Raw genomic sequence first — 18,469 nt, forward strand, 5'->3', positions numbered from 1 at the left:
AGGCCGTGCAGCGATCTGGAAGCAGGGCCATTAACAGGAACCTTGTTCACAAGTCATGTCCAAAGATTTCATTCTCGAAACCCGTGAGCTCGTCAAGGAGTTCAAGGGATTTGTCGCCGTCAACAGTGTCAACCTGGGGGTCCAGCGCGGGCAAATCCATGCTTTGATCGGCCCCAACGGTGCAGGCAAAACCACGGTGTTCAATCTGTTGACCAAGTTCCTGATCCCCACCAAGGGACAGATTGTGTTCAACGGCCATGACATCACCGCAGAAAAACCCTCACAGGTGGCGCGGCGTGGCATTGTGCGGTCCTTCCAGATTTCGGCCACCTTCCCCAACCTGACGGTGATGGAAAACGTGCGCATCGGTTTGCAACGCGCCACCGGTACGTCGCTGCACTTTTGGCGCTCCGAGCGCAGCCTGAACCAGCTCAATGACAAAGCCATGGCACTGCTGGATGAGGTCGACCTGGGCGGCATGGCCGACCTGACGGCGGTGGAGCTGCCTTATGGCCGCAAGCGTGCCCTGGAAATTGCCACCACCTTGGCCATGGACCCCGAGCTGATGCTGCTCGACGAGCCCACACAAGGCATGGGCCATGAAGACGTGGACCGGGTCACGCAGTTGATCAAAAAAGTCGGTGCCAACCGCACCATCTTGATGGTGGAGCACAACATGAATGTGGTGTCCAAAATTGCAGACACCATCAGTGTCTTGCAGCGCGGACAAGTGATTGCAGAAGGACCCTACGCCGTGGTGTCACAAAACCCGCAAGTGCTCGAAGCCTATATGGGCACCACCGACAACCAGCTGGAGGGTGCCCATGGCTGAGCCCAAAGAAATGCTGCGCATCAGCAACTTGCAAGCCTGGTACGGCGAATCGCACATCCTGCACGGGGTGGACCTGACAGTGAACGAAGGCGAAGTGGTGACGCTGCTGGGCCGCAATGGCGCGGGTCGCACCACCACGGTCAAATCCATTTTGGGCCTGGTGGGACGGCGCACCGGCTCCATCACCATCAAGGGCCAGGAAACCGTGAACTGGGCACCACACGAGATCGCCAAACTCGGACTGGGCTATTGCCCTGAAGAGCGCGGTATTTTCTCAGCTCTGACATGCGAAGAAAACCTGCTGCTGCCACCCGTGATTGCCCCCAACGGCATGTCGGTCGAAGAAATCTACGACATGTTTCCCAACCTGCTGGAGCGGCGCAACAGCCCCGGCACACGCCTGTCCGGTGGCGAGCAGCAAATGCTGGCCGTGGGCCGCATTCTGCGAACCGGCGCACGTTTTTTGTTGCTGGATGAAATTTCCGAAGGCCTGGCCCCCGTCATCGTGCAAGCCCTGGGCCGCATGATCAAGGCCCTCAAGGCCAAGGGTTTCACCATCATCATGGTGGAGCAGAACTTCAGGTTTGCCGCGCCCTTGGCAGACCGGTTTTACGTGATGGAACATGGTCAGATGGTAGAGAGCTTTACCTCACAAGAGCTGTCCTCCAAGATGGGCATGTTGAACGAGTACCTGGGTGTCTGATTTTTTCTAACTGGAGACAACACGATGAAACGCAAACTTCTTTCCCTCGCAGCTTTGGCCACTTGCGCCTTTGCAGGCTCGGCCCACGCACAGATCTCTGACGGCATCGTCAAGATCGGTGTGCTCAACGACATGTCGGGTCTGTACTCAGACATCACCGGCCCCGGCTCGGTCACTGCGGCTCGCATGGCCGTGGAGGACTACATCAAGGCGACCAAGAGCACGCTCAAAGTCGAAATCGTCAGCGCTGACCACCAAAACAAACCCGACGTGGGCTCCAACGTGGCGCGCCAGTGGTATGACACCGACAAGGTGGACATGATCGCCGACGTGCCCACATCATCCGTGGGCTTGGCCATCGCAAAATTGTCTGCTGACAAGGGCAAACTGCACGTCAACTCGGGTTCTGCCACAGCCGACCTGACCGGCAAGGCCTGTAACGCCAACACCATCCACTGGGCGTATGACACCTGGATGTTGGCCAACGGCACCGGCAAAGCCATTGTCAAAAGCGGAGGTGACACCTGGTTCTTCCTGACCGCTGACTACGCTTTCGGTCAAGCTCTGGAGCGCGACACCGAAGCTGTGGTGCTCAAAAACGGCGGCAAGGTGGTGGGCAAAGTGCGCACACCCTTCCCGACACAAGACTTCTCTTCTTTCTTGCTGCAAGCGCAAGCTTCCAAAGCCAAGATCATTGGTCTGGCCAACGCAGGCGGTGACACCACCAACTCGATCAAGCAAGCCGCCGAGTTCGGCATCACCAAAGGCGGCCAGAACCTGGCTGGCTTGCTGGTGTTCTTGCCCGACGTGCACTCGCTGGGTCTGAACATCGCACAAGGCCTGAAGTTGACCGAAACCTTTTATTGGGACCTGAACGACAACACCCGCGCTTTCACCAAGCGTTTTGCAGCAGCTCAGGGCGGCAAATACCCATCCATGGTTCAAGCGGGCGTTTACTCCAGCGTGATCCATTACCTGAAGGCCGTGGACGCCGCCAAAACCGATGACGGCACCAAAGTCGCCGCCAAGATGAAAGAGCTGCCCACCGATGATCCTTTGTTTGGCAAAGGCACCGTGCGTGCTGACGGTCGCAAAATCCACCCAGCCTACCTGTTCGAAGTCAAAAAGCCTGCCGAATCCAAAGGTCCATACGACTATTACAAGCTGGTGTCGACCATTCCGGCCAACGAGGCCTTCCGCCCCCTGGCTGAGAGCGAGTGCCCGCTGGTCAAGAAGTAATCACACCCCTTTGTTCTAGCAAGTCGAATCATCATGGAAATCTTTGGCATACCTTCGCAAGCCTTGTTTGGGCAATTGCTGATCGGGCTGATCAACGGCTCTTTTTACGCATTGCTCTCGCTGGGCCTGGCCGTGATTTTCGGCTTGCTGAACATCATCAATTTCACCCACGGTGCCCAGTACATGCTGGGCGCCTTTGTGGCCTATCTGGGATTGACCAAACTCGGCATCAACTACTGGGTCGCGTTGGTGGTGACGCCTTTGGTGGTGGGTGCCACCGGCATGCTGATTGAGCGCACCATGCTCAAGCAGCTGTACAAGCTGGACCACCTGTATGGCCTGCTGCTCACCTTCGGACTGGCCTTGATCATTCAGGGTCTGTTTCGCCACGAGTTCGGCTCTTCGGGCATGCCTTATCCGGTGCCCGAAGTCTTCAAGGGTGCTTACAACACCGGCTTCATGTTCCTGCCCAAGTACCGCGCCTGGGTCATTGTGGCCTCGCTGGTGGTGTGCCTGTCCACCTGGTACGTGATCGAGCGTACCAAGCTGGGTGCCTATCTGCGCGCCGCCACCGAAAACCCCAGTCTGGTGCAAGCGTTTGGCGTCAACGTGCCGCGCATGATCACCCTGACCTATGGCTTCGGCGTTGGCTTGGCCGCCTTTGCAGGCGTGATGGCCGCGCCCATTTACCAGGTCAACCCAACCATGGGCGCTGACATCATCATTGTGGTGTTTGCGGTGGTGGTGATTGGCGGCATGGGCTCCATCATGGGGGCCATCCTGACCGGTTTCGGTTTGGGCCTGATTGAGGGCCTGACCAAGGTGTTCTACCCCGAAGCCTCCAGCACGGTGATTTTCATCATCATGACCATTGTTCTCCTGATCAAGCCAGCCGGGCTGTTCGGCACCCAGAAGTAAGACCATGACCACTGTCCCGACACCCTCCATCAAGGCCCAGTCGTTCACGCACCAATGGGTGGCCTTTGCCATCATGGTGCTGGTCTTGGCCATCGCGCCCATCTGGGTTTATCCGATCTTCCTCATGAAGGTCATGTGCTTTGCCTTGTTTGCCTGCGCCTTCAACTTGCTCATTGGCTTTGGCGGCTTGCTGTCTTTTGGCCACGCCATGTTTTTGGGCACAGCGGGCTATGCAGCGGCACACGCCGCCAAGGTGTGGGGCTGGAACCCTGAGCTGGCGGTGCTGTTTGCAACCGGCTGCTCGGCCTTGCTGGCTTTGGTGACAGGCATGCTGGCGATCCGCAGGCAAGGCATTTACTTTGCGATGATCACCTTGGCTTTTTCGCAAATGGTCTATTTTTTCTATTTGCAAACGCCGTTCACAGGCGGTGAAGACGGCATCCAGTCGGTGCCACGCGGCATGTTGTTTGGCCTGTTTGATCTGAACGACAACACAGCCATGTACATGTTTGTACTGGCGATTTTCCTGGCCGGTTTTGCCCTGATCTGGCGCATCATTTACTCGCCTTTTGGTCAGATCCTCAAGGCCATCCGCGAAAACCAGGACCGTGCGATTTCGCTGGGTTACGACACCGACATGTTCAAACTCATTGCCTTTGTGATTTCGGGTGCTTTGGCGGGCACGGCCGGGGCCACCAAGTCACTGGTGTTCCAGTTGGCCTCGCTGACCGATGTGCATTGGTCCATGTCGGGCGAGGTGGTCTTGATGACGCTGCTGGGCGGTCTGGGCACCTTGTTCGGGCCCGTGCTGGGCGCTGCCGTGATCGTGAGTATGCAAAATTACCTGGCCCAATTTGGAGCGTGGGTCACCATCATTCAAGGTGTGATCTTTGTGGTCTGCGTGCTGGCTTTCCGCCGGGGCATCATTGGTGAGATCGCCAATTGGATCAAGAAGCCCCTCTGAGGTCGTGCCTTTGAGGTCGTGCCTTTGAGGTCGTGCCTGTGTGGTCGTGCCTCTGAGCTGCGGCTCAACACCCAGAAAAAAACCGCTCAACCAAGTGGTTTTTTTTCTGGCAGCGAGGTGGATCAGCGCATGAAGGTCTTCACGTAATCCGCCCCCAGGCCCACGGCCTCAAAGTGGGCGCGGTACTTTTCGATGCGGGTGAACACGTCGTCGTAGCCCGTGGCATTGCCCTGAGTGTCCACGTACATCAATGCGCCATGCACGGTGAACATCGTCACCATGTCCTGACAGTCATCGGGCACGACCAGGGTGTGGGTCTCGCCCGGGGGCTCGAACACGTAACTGCCTTCTTCGGCCACCCAATCGTGCTCCAGATACAGCCATTTACCCCGCAGCACATGGGCATGCACCATGCCCGAATGGCGGTGGCGCTGCAGCAGGCCCGAGCGTTTGACCTTGAGCAGGTGCACATAAAAGCCGCCCGTCACATTCAGGTGCAGCGGGCGCGACCAGATGCCTGGGGCAATCGGGGCCCACAAGCGCTCGTCGTCGGTCTGCACATCGTGCACCACCATGTCAGGGGCCATGCCCCAGGGCTGAGGTTTGGCATAGGGCAGGCGGTCGTCACCCGCTGCTGCCGGGCTTGAAACGAGTGTCATGAGAACTTCCGATCAATCAGAAGTCGGCAGCTTAAGCGCCACAGCCCGGACTGTCTGCACTGTGGGCGACAGCCTGTGCGGAGCCCCACTGCCGGGGTCTGCGAACACCGAGCGACGAGACGTCTGCGCAGCTTTAAGTTGGTGGCTTGAGCCCCGACATTGCGGGTTTCGGCGCAGGCCGGGTGTCGGGGCTGAAGCCACCGACCTACGGGGTCACTTGACGCAAACATGATCTGCAGACCCAGGCCGCGTTCAGCCTCGCAACAGCTTTTCCTCAGCCACGGCCAAGGTCTGCAGTTTCCCGGACAGCACCAGCGTGTCGCCCGTCTGCAGTTCGGTCTCATCACTCACTCGCTGGGTCAGACCGTTGGCGCGGCGCAGGCTGACCACACGCACACCCATGGCGTGCAGCGCCAGGTCTTGCACCTGCTTGCCCAGCCAAGGCGATGCAAATGGCAAGCTCACGGGTGTCAGTCGCTCATGGTCAATCTCGTCCAGCGTGTCGTCGTCTGCCCCATGAAAATAGCCTTTGAGCAGGTTGTAACGCGCATCGCGCTGGTCTTGCACCACACGGATCACACGGCGCATGGGCACACCCACCAGCGCCAGCGCGTGGCTGGCCAGCATGAGCGAGCCTTCCAGGGCTTCGGGCACGACTTCGGTGGCACCCGCCAGTTGCAGTTTTTCCAGATCCAGATCGTCTTTCGTGCGCACGATCACCGGCACCTGTGGCGCGTGGCTGTGGGCGTGGTCCAGCACTTTCATGGCAGCCGGTACGTCCAGATAAGTGATGACCACGGCGCTGGCGCGGGCAAGCCCTGCCGCCATGAGCGATTGCAAGCGCCCCGCATCGCCAAACACCACCGAGTCCCCGGCTGCAGCCGCCTGACGCACGCGGTCCGGGTCCAGATCAAGCGCCATGTAGGGGATATTTTCTTTTTCCAGCATGCGCGCCAGGTTCTGCCCACAGCGGCCATAACCACAAATGATGACGTGTTTACTGGTGTTGATCGACTTGCGCGCAATGGTGGTCATTTGCAGCGATTGCTGCAGCCATTCACTGGCCACCACCTTCATGACGAAGGTGTTGGCGTGCATGATGATGAAGGGCGTGGCCAGCATCGACAACACCATGCTGGCCATGACCGGGTTGAGCAAGCTGGGCGGAATCACCCCGTTTTGCGAGCCCAAGGTGAGCAGCACAAAGCCGAATTCACCGGCTTGCGCCAAATACAAGCCGGTGCGCAAGGCCACACCGTTGGTGGCACCGGTCAGCTTGGCCAGTGTCGCCACCAGCAGCAACTTGAACAACACCGGCAAAGTGGTCAGCACCAGCATCAGGTGCCAGCGCTCGAACACGATGTGCCAGTCCAGCATCATGCCGATGGTGATGAAAAAAAGGCCCAGCAAGATGTCATGGAATGGCCGGATATCGAGCTCCACCTGGTGCTTGTATTCCGTCTCTGAAATCAGCATGCCCGCAATGAAGGCCCCCAGCGCCAGACTCAAACCGGCCAGCTCGGTGATCCATGCCAGCCCCAAAGTGACCAGCAGCAGGTTGAGAACAAACAGCTCTTCACTTTTGCGCCGAGCCACCAGCGTGAGCCACCAGCGCATGATGCGCTGCCCACCGGTCAAGAGCAAGGTGATCAACAAGACGGCTTTGGCCCCGGCCAGCAACAAGGCACCTAACAATTGCTCGGGTGCCGAACCCAAAGCAGGGATCAGCACCAGCAAAGGCACCACGGCCAGATCCTGAAACAGCAGAACGCCAATCACGCGTTTGCCGTGCTCACTCTCCAGTTCGATGCGGTCGGCCATCATCTTGACCACAATGGCCGTGCTGCTCATGGCCATTGCGCCGGACAAGGCCAGCGCGGTTTGCCAATCCATTTTCCACAGAGTCGGTGCCAAGGTGGCCAGAAACAATGAGGCCAGCGTGACGAGCAGCAAGGTGAGCACCACCTGCAACAAGCCCAGACCGAACACATGTTTCCGCATGGACCGCAGCTTGGGCAAGTTGAATTCCAGCCCGATCACAAACATCAGGAACACCACGCCAAACTCAGCCAGGTGCTTCACGCCTTCGGAGTTTTGCGCCAACGCCAGCGCATTGGGGCCGATGACCACGCCCACCACCAGGTAGCCCAGCATGGGCGGCAGTTTGAGCATGCGGCACCCCACCACACCCAGCACAGCGGCCAGCAAATACATCAGTGTCAGTTCCAGGGTACTCATGCTGGAATGGTAACAAGACGCCGTGAGGCATACGGGCGTTGTCAGCGACTGATGACGGTCATTTTGTCTGCTGCTTGAATGAAACAAGCGATTTCCGAGGTGCCCGATAAAATGACCATCATGCCTGTCAACCCACACCACACCCTGCAACTCGCCCGCGACACACTCGACATTGAGGCCGCTGCTCTGCTTCAACTCAAAGCACGTCTGGACGAGCGTTTTATCCAAGCTGTTGACATGATGCTTGTCGTACAAGGCCGCGTGGTGGTCACTGGCATGGGCAAAAGTGGGCACATCGGCCGCAAGATCGCCGCCACACTCGCCTCCACCGGCACACCGGCCATGTTTGTACACCCCGGTGAAGCCAGCCACGGTGACTTGGGCATGATCAAAATCGTGGACGTGGTGCTGGCCATTTCCAACAGCGGCGAAAGCGACGAGCTGGTCGCCATTTTGCCCATGCTCAAGCGCCAGGGCGTACCCCTGATTGCCATGACCGGTGGCTTGAACTCTTCATTGGCCAGACATGCAAATGTGGTGCTGGACACCTCGGTCGACAAGGAAGCCTGCCCCCTGAATCTGGCACCCACAGCCAGTACCACCGCTCAGTTGGCCATGGGCGACGCCCTGGCGGTAGCCTTGCTGGATGCACGCGGCTTCAAACCTGAAGACTTTGCCCGCTCACACCCCGGCGGTTCGCTGGGTCGCAAACTGCTCACCCATGTGAGCGACGTGATGCGCCAAGGCGCAGAAGTTCCCCGTGTGGGACCTGATGCCAGCTTCACCGATTTGATGCGCGAGATGAGCAGCAAAGGCTTGGGTGCCTCATCTGTGGTCGATCAAGACGGCCGCGTATTAGGTGTGTTCACCGACGGTGACTTGCGCCGCCTGATTGAAAAAGGCGCCGACCTGCGCGAACTGAAAGCCCGCGATGTGATGCACCCCCAGCCCCACACCATTCGCGCTGAAGCCCTGGCGGTTGAAGCCGCTGAGTTGATGGAGTTGCATCGCATCACCAGCATTCTCGTGGTCGACGAGGTCGGACTGCTGTGCGGTGCCCTCAACTCCAACGACCTGATGCGTTCCAAGGTCATCTGACATGCGCCCACTGATCCCCGCTTTGCATTACCCGCCCGAATTGCTGTTGCAGGCACAGGGCATTCGCGTGGCTTTTTTCGATGTGGACGGCGTGCTGACCGACGCCGGCCTTTACTTCACGGAAAGTGGCGAAAGCATCAAACGCTTCAATACCCTGGATGGGCAAGGCATCAAGCTTTTGCAACAAGCAGGCATCACACCCGTGGTCATCACAGGACGTGACTCAGCACCTTTGCGCCTGCGCCTGAAGGCCCTGGGCATCACGCATGTGCGCTTTGGCACCGAAGACAAGCGGCCTGCTGCCGAAGAAATTTTGCAAGCGCTGGGCCTGAGCTGGGCGCAAGCAGCCGCCATGGGCGATGACTGGCCAGACCTGCCCGTCATGCAGCGCGTGGCTTTTGCCTGTGCCCCGGCCAATGCGCATGCCCAAGCCAAAGCCATCGCACACCATGTCACCGAAGAGCGGGGCGGAGAAGGGGCAGCACGCGCTTTTTGTGATGTCTTGTTGGTAGCCAGTGGGCGGTACGCTCAGCTGCTGACCCAGGTGGGAGAGAGCGCACACAAGGGGCCTTCAGCATGAGTCGCACAGGCATTTCACAAGTGGTCATAGACAAAATGACACTGTCACTGCCACTGATCGTCCTGGGCTTGCTGGCCATGGGCAGTTGGTGGCTGGTACGGAGCATGCCCGAACTGCTGAGCGCCACAACTACCAGTACCGTTCGCCAAGAGCCCGACTACACCCTTGAGAATTTTTCACTCAGGGCTTTCGATGCTACGGGTCGCATGACCCATGAATTACACGGTGAACAAGCCAAGCATTACCCGGCCAGCGACGAGCTTTACATTCAGAACGTGCGGGTAGTCTCTATCAGCGAGACCGGCTCCAGAATCAATGCACAGGCCATGCAAGGCATCGCTACCGGCGATGGGAAGCAAGTCACACTCATTGGAGAGGCTCAAGCCATACGCCCTGCATTGGGCGAATTGCCGCGCCTTGAACTTCATGGTGAGCGCTTGCTGGCTCTGGTCGAGGAGCACCAACTTCTGTCATCCGATCCGGTCAAAATCATTCGCGATCAGGATGTCTTCACGGGTAACAGCATGAACTTCAACAGCGACAGCGGCGCATACATCCTGCAAGGGCGTGTACGTGGCGTTTTGGCACCTCAACCCTGAAGCCTCAACGCGCCGGAATTTTGGACTATTGAATCGGCCCGATGAAGTGTGAACCGTGTGTTGCCAGCTGGGAAGATTTTGCGGGAGCTTGCCAGCCAAGCGAAAAGCCTGTGGTCCACAAGCGTCTGATCGCCAGCAGGGCTAGCTCCCACAGGGTGCAAGATTGAAGTCATTCTGCAGACTTCATAGGGCCGGATCAATAACAAGACCCGCAGAACCTGTCTTGACTGCTCAGTGGTCGATGGTCGGTGGTCGAAGTCCCCTGCAAATGCTTGCTCAGGCCGAGCATTCGTAAACACCACACAAACAACAAAGCCCTGCTCTGCAGGGCTTTGCATGAGACGCAAGGGCTGATGTTCAGATCAGCCGAAAACGTGAATCAATAACCGCCGCCGTAGCCGCCACCGCCGCCTTCGCGACGACCGCCGCCGCTACCGCCGCGAGGGCCAGCACCGTAGGGGCTGCGGAAACCACCGCCACCACCTTCACGGCCACCACCACCGCCACCGCCGCCGTAACCACCGCCGCCGCCTTCACGACCGCCGCCGTAACCGCCGCCACCGCCGCCTTCACGACGACCGCCGCCGTAACCGCCGCCGCCGCCGCCACCACCGAAGCCACCGCCACCAGTACGTGGTGGACGTGCCTCCATGGGACGGGCTTCGTTCACAACGACGTTACGGCCGCCCAAAGGCTGACCGTTCATGCCGTTGATCGCAGCTTGGGCTTCGTCGTCGCTGGCCATTTCCACAAAACCAAAGCCTTTGGAACGGCCAGTGTCGCGCTCCATCATGACTTTGGCGCTGGTCACAGCACCGAATTCACCGAAAGCTTGTTCCAGATCGCCGTCGCGAACCGAGTAAGGCAGGTTGCCGACGTAAAGTTTGTTGCCCATGAAAGGGACTCCTCAAAACACAGAGATAAAAGCGATGGAGCTCCGAAAGCGCATTCAACAAACCTGAAAACATCGGAAGGGAAGCGAAACTGACCTGGTCACCGCGAACATTGCGCTGCCATTTTTCTACAGCAGCACTCGGCCATTATGCGCCATAAACACAATAAAGTTGCAAGGGCTATCCCTGCAAGGCGCACAGGTGTTGGCTTGGACACACAAATATGCGGCTCACCAACTCACTTCACGGTCTGGCGTAGCACTGATTTTGTGCACGGTCAAATCTGCGCCGTCATATTCTTCTTCGGGGCTGAGCTTCAGCCCCAAAGTCAGTTTGAGCAAGCCATACACAGCCAAGCCTGCCAGCAGGGCCCACACCACACCCATGGCGGTGCCAATCACTTGAGCCGTCAGATTGACACCGCCCAAACCGCCCATGGCCTTGAGGCCAAAGATGCCAGCGGCAATGCCACCCCAAGCACCACACAAACCATGCAAAGGCCAAACACCCAGCACGTCGTCAATTTTCCATATGTTTTGTGTCCAGGTGAACATCACAACAAACAAGCCACCTGCAACAGCGCCTACCGCCAACGCACCAAAAGGGTGCATCAAGTCAGATCCTGCACACACAGCGACCAGACCCGCCAAAGGGCCGTTGTGGACGAAACCGGGGTCGTTTTTTCCCAACAAAAGGGCCATCAGTGTGCCGCCGACCATGGCCATGAGGGAGTTGACCGCCACCAGACCGGATATTTTGTCCAGCGTTTGAGCGCTCATCACATTGAAGCCAAACCAGCCGACGATCAAAATCCAGGCACCCAGCGCCAGGAAAGGGATGCTCGATGGGGGGTGGGCTGACACCTGGCCGTCTTTGCGGTAACGGTTGTAACGCGCACCCAGCAAGATCACGGCAGGCAGCGCAATCCAGCCGCCCATGGCGTGGACTACCACCGAGCCAGCAAAGTCATGGAACTCGTCACCCGTGACGGCTTTGATCCAGGCTTGCACGCCAAAGTGCTGGTTCCAGACAATGCCCTCAAAGAAAGGGTAGACAAAGCCCACGATGACTGCCGTGGCAATCAACTGCGGCCAGAACTTGGCCCGCTCGGCAATGCCGCCCGAAATGATGGCGGGAATGGCGGCGGCAAAGGTCAGCAAAAAGAAGAACTTGACCAGGTCATAGCCATTTTTGGCCGCCAATTGTTCAGCGCCAACAAAAAATCCCGTACCGTAGGCCACGCTGTAACCAACCACAAAATACATCACGGTGGACACAGAGAAATCCACCAAGATTTTCACCAGCGCATTGACCTGGTTCTTTTTGCGGACCGTGCCCAGCTCCAGAAAAGCAAAACCGGCGTGCATGGCCAACACCATGATGCCGCCCAACAAAATAAATAGCGCATCTGCGCCCTGTTTCAGTGCATCCATAACCATCTCTCAAGAATTTTTGATTTGAATTGGTGCATCAGGAGCTCAAAACCCCTTGGTGCACCAAACTTAAGCAAGATGTAGGCCCAAATTAATGCATGTCATATGCGGTGGCGAGTCTGGGCCGTTTGCACAGTGAGGCGTCTTCCTGTTTATGGATTCGGTCCTGTGAAGTTTTCAATGCTCAAAGACGTTATCCATGGGATTGATCAAGCCTGCCGATGAAAAAACAATTCGGCTCGACATCCAGAAAATGTTGACAGCTGAAGAAATGTTCATAAACAATCATTTTGTGTTCACAAAAGCCGCCATTGCCACCAACTTTGCACAACTGCTGCAAATGGGCACATCTATGTGCGCGCTGACTCTGTGCAGCCGACGATGGCGGCCCTTGTGACACCCCGGCAGTGACCCACTGCCACCCCTCCAAGGCCCGCTCACCCAGCGGGCCTTTTTGTTTGTGCGATCCACCACCCACAGGAGCCTTTCATGACCGCGTCCCCGATCACCCTCCGAAGCGTTCAGCTGCAAGACGCCGCTGTCATCGCCACATTAATGTCCGACCCCGAGGTCTTTAGCAACTCGCTGTCAGGTCCTTATGCCAATGAAGAGGACTGGGCCAAACGGCTGAGCACACCTCAAACAGGCAGCAGTTTGAGACTGGTCGCGATACAAGCCGAGCAGGTCGTGGGGCTGGCCAACCTGCACGACATGGGGCGTGTGCGGCGCAGCCACGCTGTCGGTCTGGCCATAGCGGTCGCCAAACACGCCCAAGGCCAGGGGGTTGGCTCCGCCCTGATGCGTGGATTGACGGATTACGCCGACCAATGGGGACACATCCTGCGCACCGAGCTGACGGTGTTTGCCGACAATGCCCGGGCCATTGCGCTGTATGAGCGCTTTGGCTTTGAACATGAAGGACGGCACAAGGGTTATGCCTTGCGCAACGGCCAATACAGCGATGTGTTGTGCATGGCCCGCTGGCACCCCAAGCCGCATGGTCTGCACCCCTAAACCCATGCGGCCATGCCCCGGCAGAGATGGAGCCCAACAGGCCGGGGGACGCAGCCCTCCCGTAAGATCAGGCTCTTTTGATTTTGAGGCGGGCTGGTCGCCCGCTGTTTGTGCTGTATGGAAGCTTTCCTCGTCTCTACCGGCATCGTGGCCCTGGCCGAAATGGGTGACAAAACCCAGCTTTTGTCACTCGTGCTGGCCGCCCGTTTTCGCAAACCCTGGCCCATCGTGCTGGGCATTTTGGTGGCCACTTTGGCCAACCATGGCCTGGCCGGGGCGGTCGGCAGCTGGGTGACCACCGTGATGGGGCCCGATGTGCTGCGCTGGGTGCTGGGCGCGTCCTTCATCGCCATGGCCGTGTGGATGCTGATTCCCGACAAATTTGACGAAGATGACGTCAAAGATGCACCCCGCATGGGCGTTTTCCTGACCACCGTGGTCGCTTTCTTTTTGGCCGAGATGGGTGACAAAACCCAAATTGCCACCGTGATGCTGGCCGCCCAATACCAGGCATGGTTCATGGTGGTGACGGGCACCACGCTGGGCATGATGCTGGCCAATGCCCCTGTGGTGTGGCTGGGCGAAGCCATCACCCGGCGCGTGCCGCTGCGCCTGGTGCACCTGATCTCGGCGGGCATCTTCACCGTGCTGGGCGTGATCGTATTGCTCAGCTGAGCGACTGCGGGCGCGTTGCTCAAGCAAGCGCCCGGTTGTCACACCGCCTGGGCCAGCGCCACAAACTCCGCGACAGGCACCTCTTCGGCGCGACGCTGCACATCGAATTCGCCGCCAAATCCTTTTTCATCCAGCCATTTGCCCAGGGTATTGCGCAAAATCTTTCGCCGCTGGCTGAAAGCGACTTGCACCAGGGTTTCCAACGTTCTGACATCGACCACAGGAGGCTTGGCCAGGGGCAACATGCGCACCACGGCACTGTCCACACGCGGGGGTGGGTCAAAGCTTTCTGGCGGCACGAACAGCACATTGTCCATGTCGTAGCGCCACTGCAGCATGACCGACAAACGGCTGTAATCAGACGTGCAGGGCTTGGCCACCATGCGGTCAATGACTTCTTTTTGCAACATGAAGTGCTGGTCTTCAATCACCTCCACATGCGCCAACAAATGAAACAAGATGGGCGTGGAGATGTTGTAGGGCAGATTGCCCACCACCCGAATGCGCTGCGGCAAGTCGGCGCTTTGTTGCATCTGTGCGGCCAAAGCCGTGAAATCGACCTTCAACACGTCCGACTCCACCACCGAAAGATGCGGGTGTTCGCGCAATCGCACCGCCAGATCACGGTCAAGCTCAACCACCGTCAGATGGCCCAGCCGCTCGACCAAGGGCTGGGTCAGTGCGGCCAGGCCCGGGCCGATCTCGACCATGGGTTGTCCGGCTTGCGGGGCAATGGCATCAACGATGGCATCAATGATGCCGCCGTCGGTCAAAAAGTGTTGTCCGAAGCGTTTTCGCGCAATGTGCTTCATTGCGCGGGCTCGCGCATCTCGACGTAGGCACGCCCTCGCACATCTTCCACCCAAGCTGCGTAGGCCTCTTCCAGCTTTTTCTCGCGCAGGGCATTGCGCGCGAAGCTGCGCTGGTCCTGCTCGCTCATGGGCGCATTGCGGCGATCCGTCACCTCGATCAAATGAACCCCGAAACGCGACACCAAAGGCTCACCGACTTGACCGGGACGCAAGCTGTTCATGACTTGCTCGAACTCCGGCACAAACATGCCTGCGTTCGCCCACCCCAGATCGCCCCCTTGCTGGGCGCTGCCGTCTTGCGAGAGCTGGCGGGCCAACGCTGCAAAATCGGCTTTGCCCGACACAATGCTCTGCCTAACCTCACTCAAACGGGCCACAGCCTGCGCCTGCGACATCTGGGCAGAAGGCCGCAGCAAAATGTGGCGAGCACGCGTCTGTGTGGCCATCAGAGTGGCCGGGCCTTGACGCCGCTCCATCAGTTTGAGGATGTGAAAACCAGCACCGGAGCGCACCACATCCGATGTCATGCCGACCTGAAGCTTGCGTGTGGCTTCTACAAACAGTTCAGGGTAGCGCTCTGCGGGTCGCAAGCCCATTACGCCGCCATTGGCACCACGGTCGCTGGCTTGGGAAAAGCTTTTGGCCAGCTCGGCAAAGTTGTCCCCACTTCGGGCACGCCGTGCCACCACGGTCGCCTTCTCGGACAAGACCTTGATCTGCGCCTCGCTGGAGTTTTCAGGCACTTCAATCAAGATCATGGCCAGATTCAGGTCCACCTGCCCTTGTGCGCCCTGGTCTTTCAGAAGCTCTCGCAGGTGCTGCTCCACCTCCAGATCGCTCACCCGAATGCGACCTTCAACATCGCGCTCCCGAACGCGGGAAATCATCAGCTGTTGACGCAATTGCTCTCGGTAGCTGGCCACACTCATGCCGTCTTGTACCAGCCGCTTGCGAAATTCATCGCGCGTGAGCTGGTTGCTGCTGGCCACATTCATTTCTGCCTGGTCCAGCGCTTCGTCGTCGATCCTGATGCCGCTTTCGCGGGCCTGTTGGACTTGCGCTTTTTGGTTGATCAATTGCTCCAGCGCCAAGCGGGCGATGTCCTCGGCACTGGTTTTTTGCCCCTGGGCTGCGGCCTCTTTGATCATGCGCTGGCGCAATGCCTGCACTTCCTGGTTGGTGATGGGTTCTGAATTGACCACCGCCACAATGAAGTCGGCTTGCCGAACGGCGGTAGCGGGCGCTTGAGCCCAGGCGCCGGAGAGCCCCAACAAACTGGAAAGCCCGAATGCGCCGACCAGGCAGGCCGAACGGGCAGAGAAAAAACGATCATTCATAGTGCTGAAATCGACTGGGTTGAACGGTGCTGTCACGCAAAAATTGGTAACGCGGAATATTGGTTTTGAGTGCCTGCAATGGACTGGAGCCCACACTGGCCAGCCCCACAAACTCGATCTGGAACAACAAGCGGCTGGTGGCCGAAGTCACGGTGCTTTGCAGCCGCTCCAAGGCGATGCGGCCCAGCCAGCAGCCCGCATCGTATTCGAGACCCATCAGCGAGTCCACGACACGGTTTTCTTTCAAACTGAAATTGAGCCGCCCGACAGAGTACCAGCGGTCAGGCCCCAGGCCCTGACCGGCAGTGCGCGTCCAAGCCGATTCGGCTTGCCGGTCAGAGCGCCCAAGCAAATCACTCAGGGGCCACTGCCAGCCTACATCGAGCATCTCGGTGGATGGCGTCAACTGGTTGTTCAGGCGATAGGCCGCATTGAACACGCGGTAAGGGCTGGGGGTGTAACGCGCTTGCAACGTGGTGCGGCTGATCTGGTCAGTCTGGCTGTTGACCTGAATGGTTGAATCAAATGCCCAGCGGTCATCCCAGCGAATACCTGCACCCAGCAAAAGATCACTCAGGCCGCTGGCAGCAGCAGCCTGGCCCGGCAACACCACCTGTTGACTTGCAAAGCGGATGCGTTGGGCCATGCCCACACGCAACATCTCTGCGCCCGTGCTGGCATCAAAGAATCGGCTGTTCACGCCCAAGGTGACCGCATCGGTGTCCACCAAACGATCCTGGCCCACATAGGGGTTTTCGCTGTAAATGGTGGACAAATTGAAGTCCGCAGGACCGCTGTCATAGACCGGCAGCTGGCTTTGCTGGCGGTAGGGGGTGCGGGCATAAAAGGCCCTCGGCTCCAAAGTCTGCACCACATCGCGGCCAAACCACTGGGTTTCGCGCTCGAACACCAGGCCCGAATCCACACTGAAAGTGGGCAATACCCGGTTGACGGAGGTCGCGCCATCGTCCAGCGCACGGTCCATTTGATAGCGCGTGGCATGCAACTGTATTTTGGGCGTGACAAAACCCCAGGGCCTGATCCACGGGCGGCTGACCTGGGCTTGCACATAACTGCGTTCGCCATTGCGCAAGCTGGCCAATGTGGCAGCGCTCACATTCGGCATGCGGGAATAATCGGCCTCAAACCGAGTGGTGTCGCCCACCACGGACCAGTCCAAACCCTCTGGATTCCACTGGCCATAGCGCATGGTGATTTGAGGCGCGCGGTCGTAAGGCGGGGTAATGGCCGAGCTCACATCCTGCAGGGTTTGCCAGCGCTGCACCATGGCGCTCATGCTGAAATTGCCCCGCCCCCAGGACAAAACACCCGTGGACGGCAGCAAGCGCTGCTTGAGCGCCAGACCGGCACGAGAAAAATCGCGCCAATAGTTGTCATCACTCACGCGGTTAAGGGTCAAACCCAGGCCCACTCGCCCCACCCCATCAATACCCGTCTCAATGGAGCCGCTGTGCTGAGTGCTCAAGCCCCAGCGATTGGTTTGTCGCAATTTGTCCGTCGGCATCAGGTTCAGCCTGACCTGCCCTCGGTAATCCGGCTCCAGATAGCGGAACTCACTGTCTGCGGCCACCCCCCGATTGCTCATGATCTCGGTGGTGACCGTCAGATCGCGGTTGGGCGCCAGGTCCATGTAGTAGGGTTGTGAAATCAGCACCCCACTGGTGGTGTCCACGCCCACCAAAGCCGGCAGCAGACCCGACTGCCGCCCCGATGTCAGCGGGAAACTGACCACGGGTGAGGCCAGAATCGGCACCCCCTGAAAGCGCAGCTGCACGTTTTCGGCGCGGGCGCGCTGCTCCTCTTCGTCAATCGTCATCTGCGTGGACTTGAGCACCCAATCGGGCAACCACTCCGGGCCAGGAATGCGGCGGCAAGTGGTGTAAGTGGCTTGGCGCACGATGGCCCGCTTGTCATCGACGAACTCCACCTCTGAAGCTGTGCCATAGCCGCCTGTGCCATAAAGCTCGAAATCGGGTTTTTCAAACTTGCCCTTGAAACTGTCCATTTGCAGCGTCAAGCGCGGCCCGACAAACAAACTGCCGTCGCGGCTCACGCGCACCTGGCCTGTGGCCTGCACCACGTCCTGTGTCTGGTCGTAATCCAGTCTGTTCGCTTGCACACTCAAGCCGGGGCGCCGGATCATCGCCTGGCCAAGAATCTGCATGTCCATGTCTGGACGGGCGGTCACCTGCTCGCCGCCCAGAAACACAGCCCCCTCGCTTTGCTGGCGACTGGAAATCTTTTCCTCCAGCATCGGGCTGGTGCGCAAAATCAAACCCTGGGCCTGCGCCTGAACGGCCCCTGCATCCAGCGCCAACAACACAGCCACCACCACGGCACGCAAGGCGCAGGGGGATTGAAGAGCAAGCGGCAAAGAATTCAAGGCCAAACGTTGGGTCACAAATGGGGGAGAAGTTCGGAGATCGGCGCGTCAGGAGACTCAAGAGAGCGTGC

18 protein-coding genes are annotated in these 18,469 nt (G+C 58.7%); 11 read left to right on the plus strand and 7 right to left on the minus strand.

Going from position 1 to position 18,469, the window contains the following annotated elements; all coding sequences use genetic code 11:
- Positions 1-55 precede the first annotated feature (55 nt).
- From H663_RS34375 to H663_RS34395, 5 genes are read left to right on the plus strand one after another with little or no spacing between them, the layout of a single operon-like run.
- The gene (locus H663_RS34375) at positions 56-832 is read left to right on the plus strand and encodes an ABC transporter ATP-binding protein (protein WP_053169208.1); all 777 of its coding nucleotides are present in this window, start codon (positions 56-58) and stop codon (positions 830-832) included.
- Positions 825-1,535, plus strand: coding sequence for an ABC transporter ATP-binding protein (locus H663_RS34380; protein ID WP_053169210.1), 711 nt, complete (start codon positions 825-827; stop codon positions 1,533-1,535). The genes H663_RS34375 and H663_RS34380 overlap by 8 nt, the downstream gene beginning before the upstream one ends.
- A gap of 24 nt (positions 1,536-1,559) precedes the next feature.
- Positions 1,560-2,774, plus strand: coding sequence for an ABC transporter substrate-binding protein (locus tag H663_RS34385; RefSeq protein ID WP_053169212.1), 1,215 nt, complete (start codon positions 1,560-1,562; stop codon positions 2,772-2,774).
- Between the two features lie 30 nt (positions 2,775-2,804).
- Entirely contained in the window at positions 2,805-3,692 is an 888-nt protein-coding gene (locus H663_RS34390; RefSeq protein ID WP_205872733.1) for a branched-chain amino acid ABC transporter permease, read from the plus strand.
- Between the two features lie 4 nt (positions 3,693-3,696).
- On the plus strand, positions 3,697-4,656 hold the full coding sequence (locus tag H663_RS34395; RefSeq protein ID WP_053169216.1) for a branched-chain amino acid ABC transporter permease: 960 nt from the start codon (positions 3,697-3,699) through the stop codon (positions 4,654-4,656).
- 122 nt (positions 4,657-4,778) lie between these two features.
- Here H663_RS34395 and H663_RS34400 read toward each other — a convergent pair whose 3' ends face one another.
- Complete coding sequence (locus H663_RS34400) at positions 4,779-5,315, minus strand: 2,4'-dihydroxyacetophenone dioxygenase family protein (protein WP_053169218.1); 537 nt, start codon at positions 5,313-5,315, stop codon at positions 4,779-4,781.
- 252 nt (positions 5,316-5,567) lie between these two features.
- The gene (locus H663_RS34405; protein WP_053169221.1) at positions 5,568-7,553 is read right to left on the minus strand and encodes a monovalent cation:proton antiporter family protein; all 1,986 of its coding nucleotides are present in this window, start codon (positions 7,551-7,553) and stop codon (positions 5,568-5,570) included.
- Positions 7,554-7,664: 111 nt separating this feature from the next.
- Here H663_RS34405 and H663_RS34410 point away from each other — a divergent pair, with 111 nt between their 5' ends.
- The 3 genes from H663_RS34410 to lptC are packed head-to-tail and all read left to right on the plus strand — an operon-like array spanning position 7,665 to position 9,830.
- On the plus strand, positions 7,665-8,651 hold the full coding sequence (locus H663_RS34410) for a KpsF/GutQ family sugar-phosphate isomerase (RefSeq protein ID WP_053169222.1): 987 nt from the start codon (positions 7,665-7,667) through the stop codon (positions 8,649-8,651).
- A gap of 1 nt (position 8,652) precedes the next feature.
- A complete protein-coding gene (locus tag H663_RS34415) occupies positions 8,653-9,231 on the plus strand; it encodes a KdsC family phosphatase (RefSeq protein WP_053169224.1) in 579 nt (192 codons plus the stop codon).
- A 35-nt stretch (positions 9,232-9,266) separates the two neighbouring features.
- Positions 9,267-9,830 (plus strand): LPS export ABC transporter periplasmic protein LptC, encoded by a 564-nt coding sequence (gene lptC, locus H663_RS34420; RefSeq protein WP_240620537.1) that lies wholly within the window; start codon positions 9,267-9,269, stop codon positions 9,828-9,830.
- A 379-nt stretch (positions 9,831-10,209) separates the two neighbouring features.
- Here lptC and H663_RS34425 read toward each other — a convergent pair whose 3' ends face one another.
- Positions 10,210-10,725 (minus strand): RNA recognition motif domain-containing protein, encoded by a 516-nt coding sequence (locus H663_RS34425; RefSeq protein WP_053169228.1) that lies wholly within the window; start codon positions 10,723-10,725, stop codon positions 10,210-10,212.
- 228 nt (positions 10,726-10,953) lie between these two features.
- Entirely contained in the window at positions 10,954-12,156 is a 1,203-nt protein-coding gene (locus H663_RS34430) for an ammonium transporter (RefSeq protein ID WP_053169230.1), read from the minus strand.
- Between the two features lie 199 nt (positions 12,157-12,355).
- Between H663_RS34430 and H663_RS34435 the strand changes: the two genes are divergently transcribed.
- The 3 genes from H663_RS34435 to H663_RS34445 all read left to right on the plus strand — a co-directional run bounded on the left by H663_RS34435 (position 12,356) and on the right by H663_RS34445 (position 13,845).
- Entirely contained in the window at positions 12,356-12,553 is a 198-nt protein-coding gene (locus H663_RS34435; protein ID WP_053169232.1) for a hypothetical protein, read from the plus strand.
- Between the two features lie 92 nt (positions 12,554-12,645).
- Complete coding sequence (locus H663_RS34440; RefSeq protein WP_053169234.1) at positions 12,646-13,170, plus strand: GNAT family N-acetyltransferase; 525 nt, start codon at positions 12,646-12,648, stop codon at positions 13,168-13,170.
- A 117-nt stretch (positions 13,171-13,287) separates the two neighbouring features.
- Complete coding sequence (locus H663_RS34445) at positions 13,288-13,845, plus strand: TMEM165/GDT1 family protein (RefSeq protein ID WP_053169236.1); 558 nt, start codon at positions 13,288-13,290, stop codon at positions 13,843-13,845.
- Positions 13,846-13,883: 38 nt separating this feature from the next.
- Here H663_RS34445 and rsmA read toward each other — a convergent pair whose 3' ends face one another.
- Genes rsmA through H663_RS34460 form a run of 3 tightly spaced genes read right to left on the minus strand, consistent with a single transcriptional unit; the run spans position 13,884 to position 18,416 of the window.
- Positions 13,884-14,657 carry a 16S rRNA (adenine(1518)-N(6)/adenine(1519)-N(6))-dimethyltransferase RsmA gene (gene rsmA, locus H663_RS34450; RefSeq protein WP_053169238.1) on the minus strand — a complete coding sequence of 258 codons (774 nt, stop codon included), beginning with the start codon at positions 14,655-14,657 and terminating at the stop codon, positions 13,884-13,886.
- Positions 14,654-15,994, minus strand: a complete 1,341-nt coding sequence (locus H663_RS34455) for a peptidylprolyl isomerase (protein ID WP_053169240.1) — start codon at positions 15,992-15,994, stop codon at positions 14,654-14,656. The genes rsmA and H663_RS34455 overlap by 4 nt, the downstream gene beginning before the upstream one ends.
- Complete coding sequence (locus H663_RS34460; protein ID WP_240620538.1) at positions 15,987-18,416, minus strand: LPS-assembly protein LptD; 2,430 nt, start codon at positions 18,414-18,416, stop codon at positions 15,987-15,989. Before H663_RS34460 ends, H663_RS34455 begins: the two co-directional genes overlap by 8 nt.
- Between the last annotated feature and the right edge of the window lie 53 nt (positions 18,417-18,469).

It is taken from the genome of Limnohabitans planktonicus II-D5 (assembly GCF_001270065.2).
GTDB lineage: Bacteria > Pseudomonadota > Gammaproteobacteria > Burkholderiales > Burkholderiaceae_C > Limnohabitans_A > Limnohabitans_A planktonicus.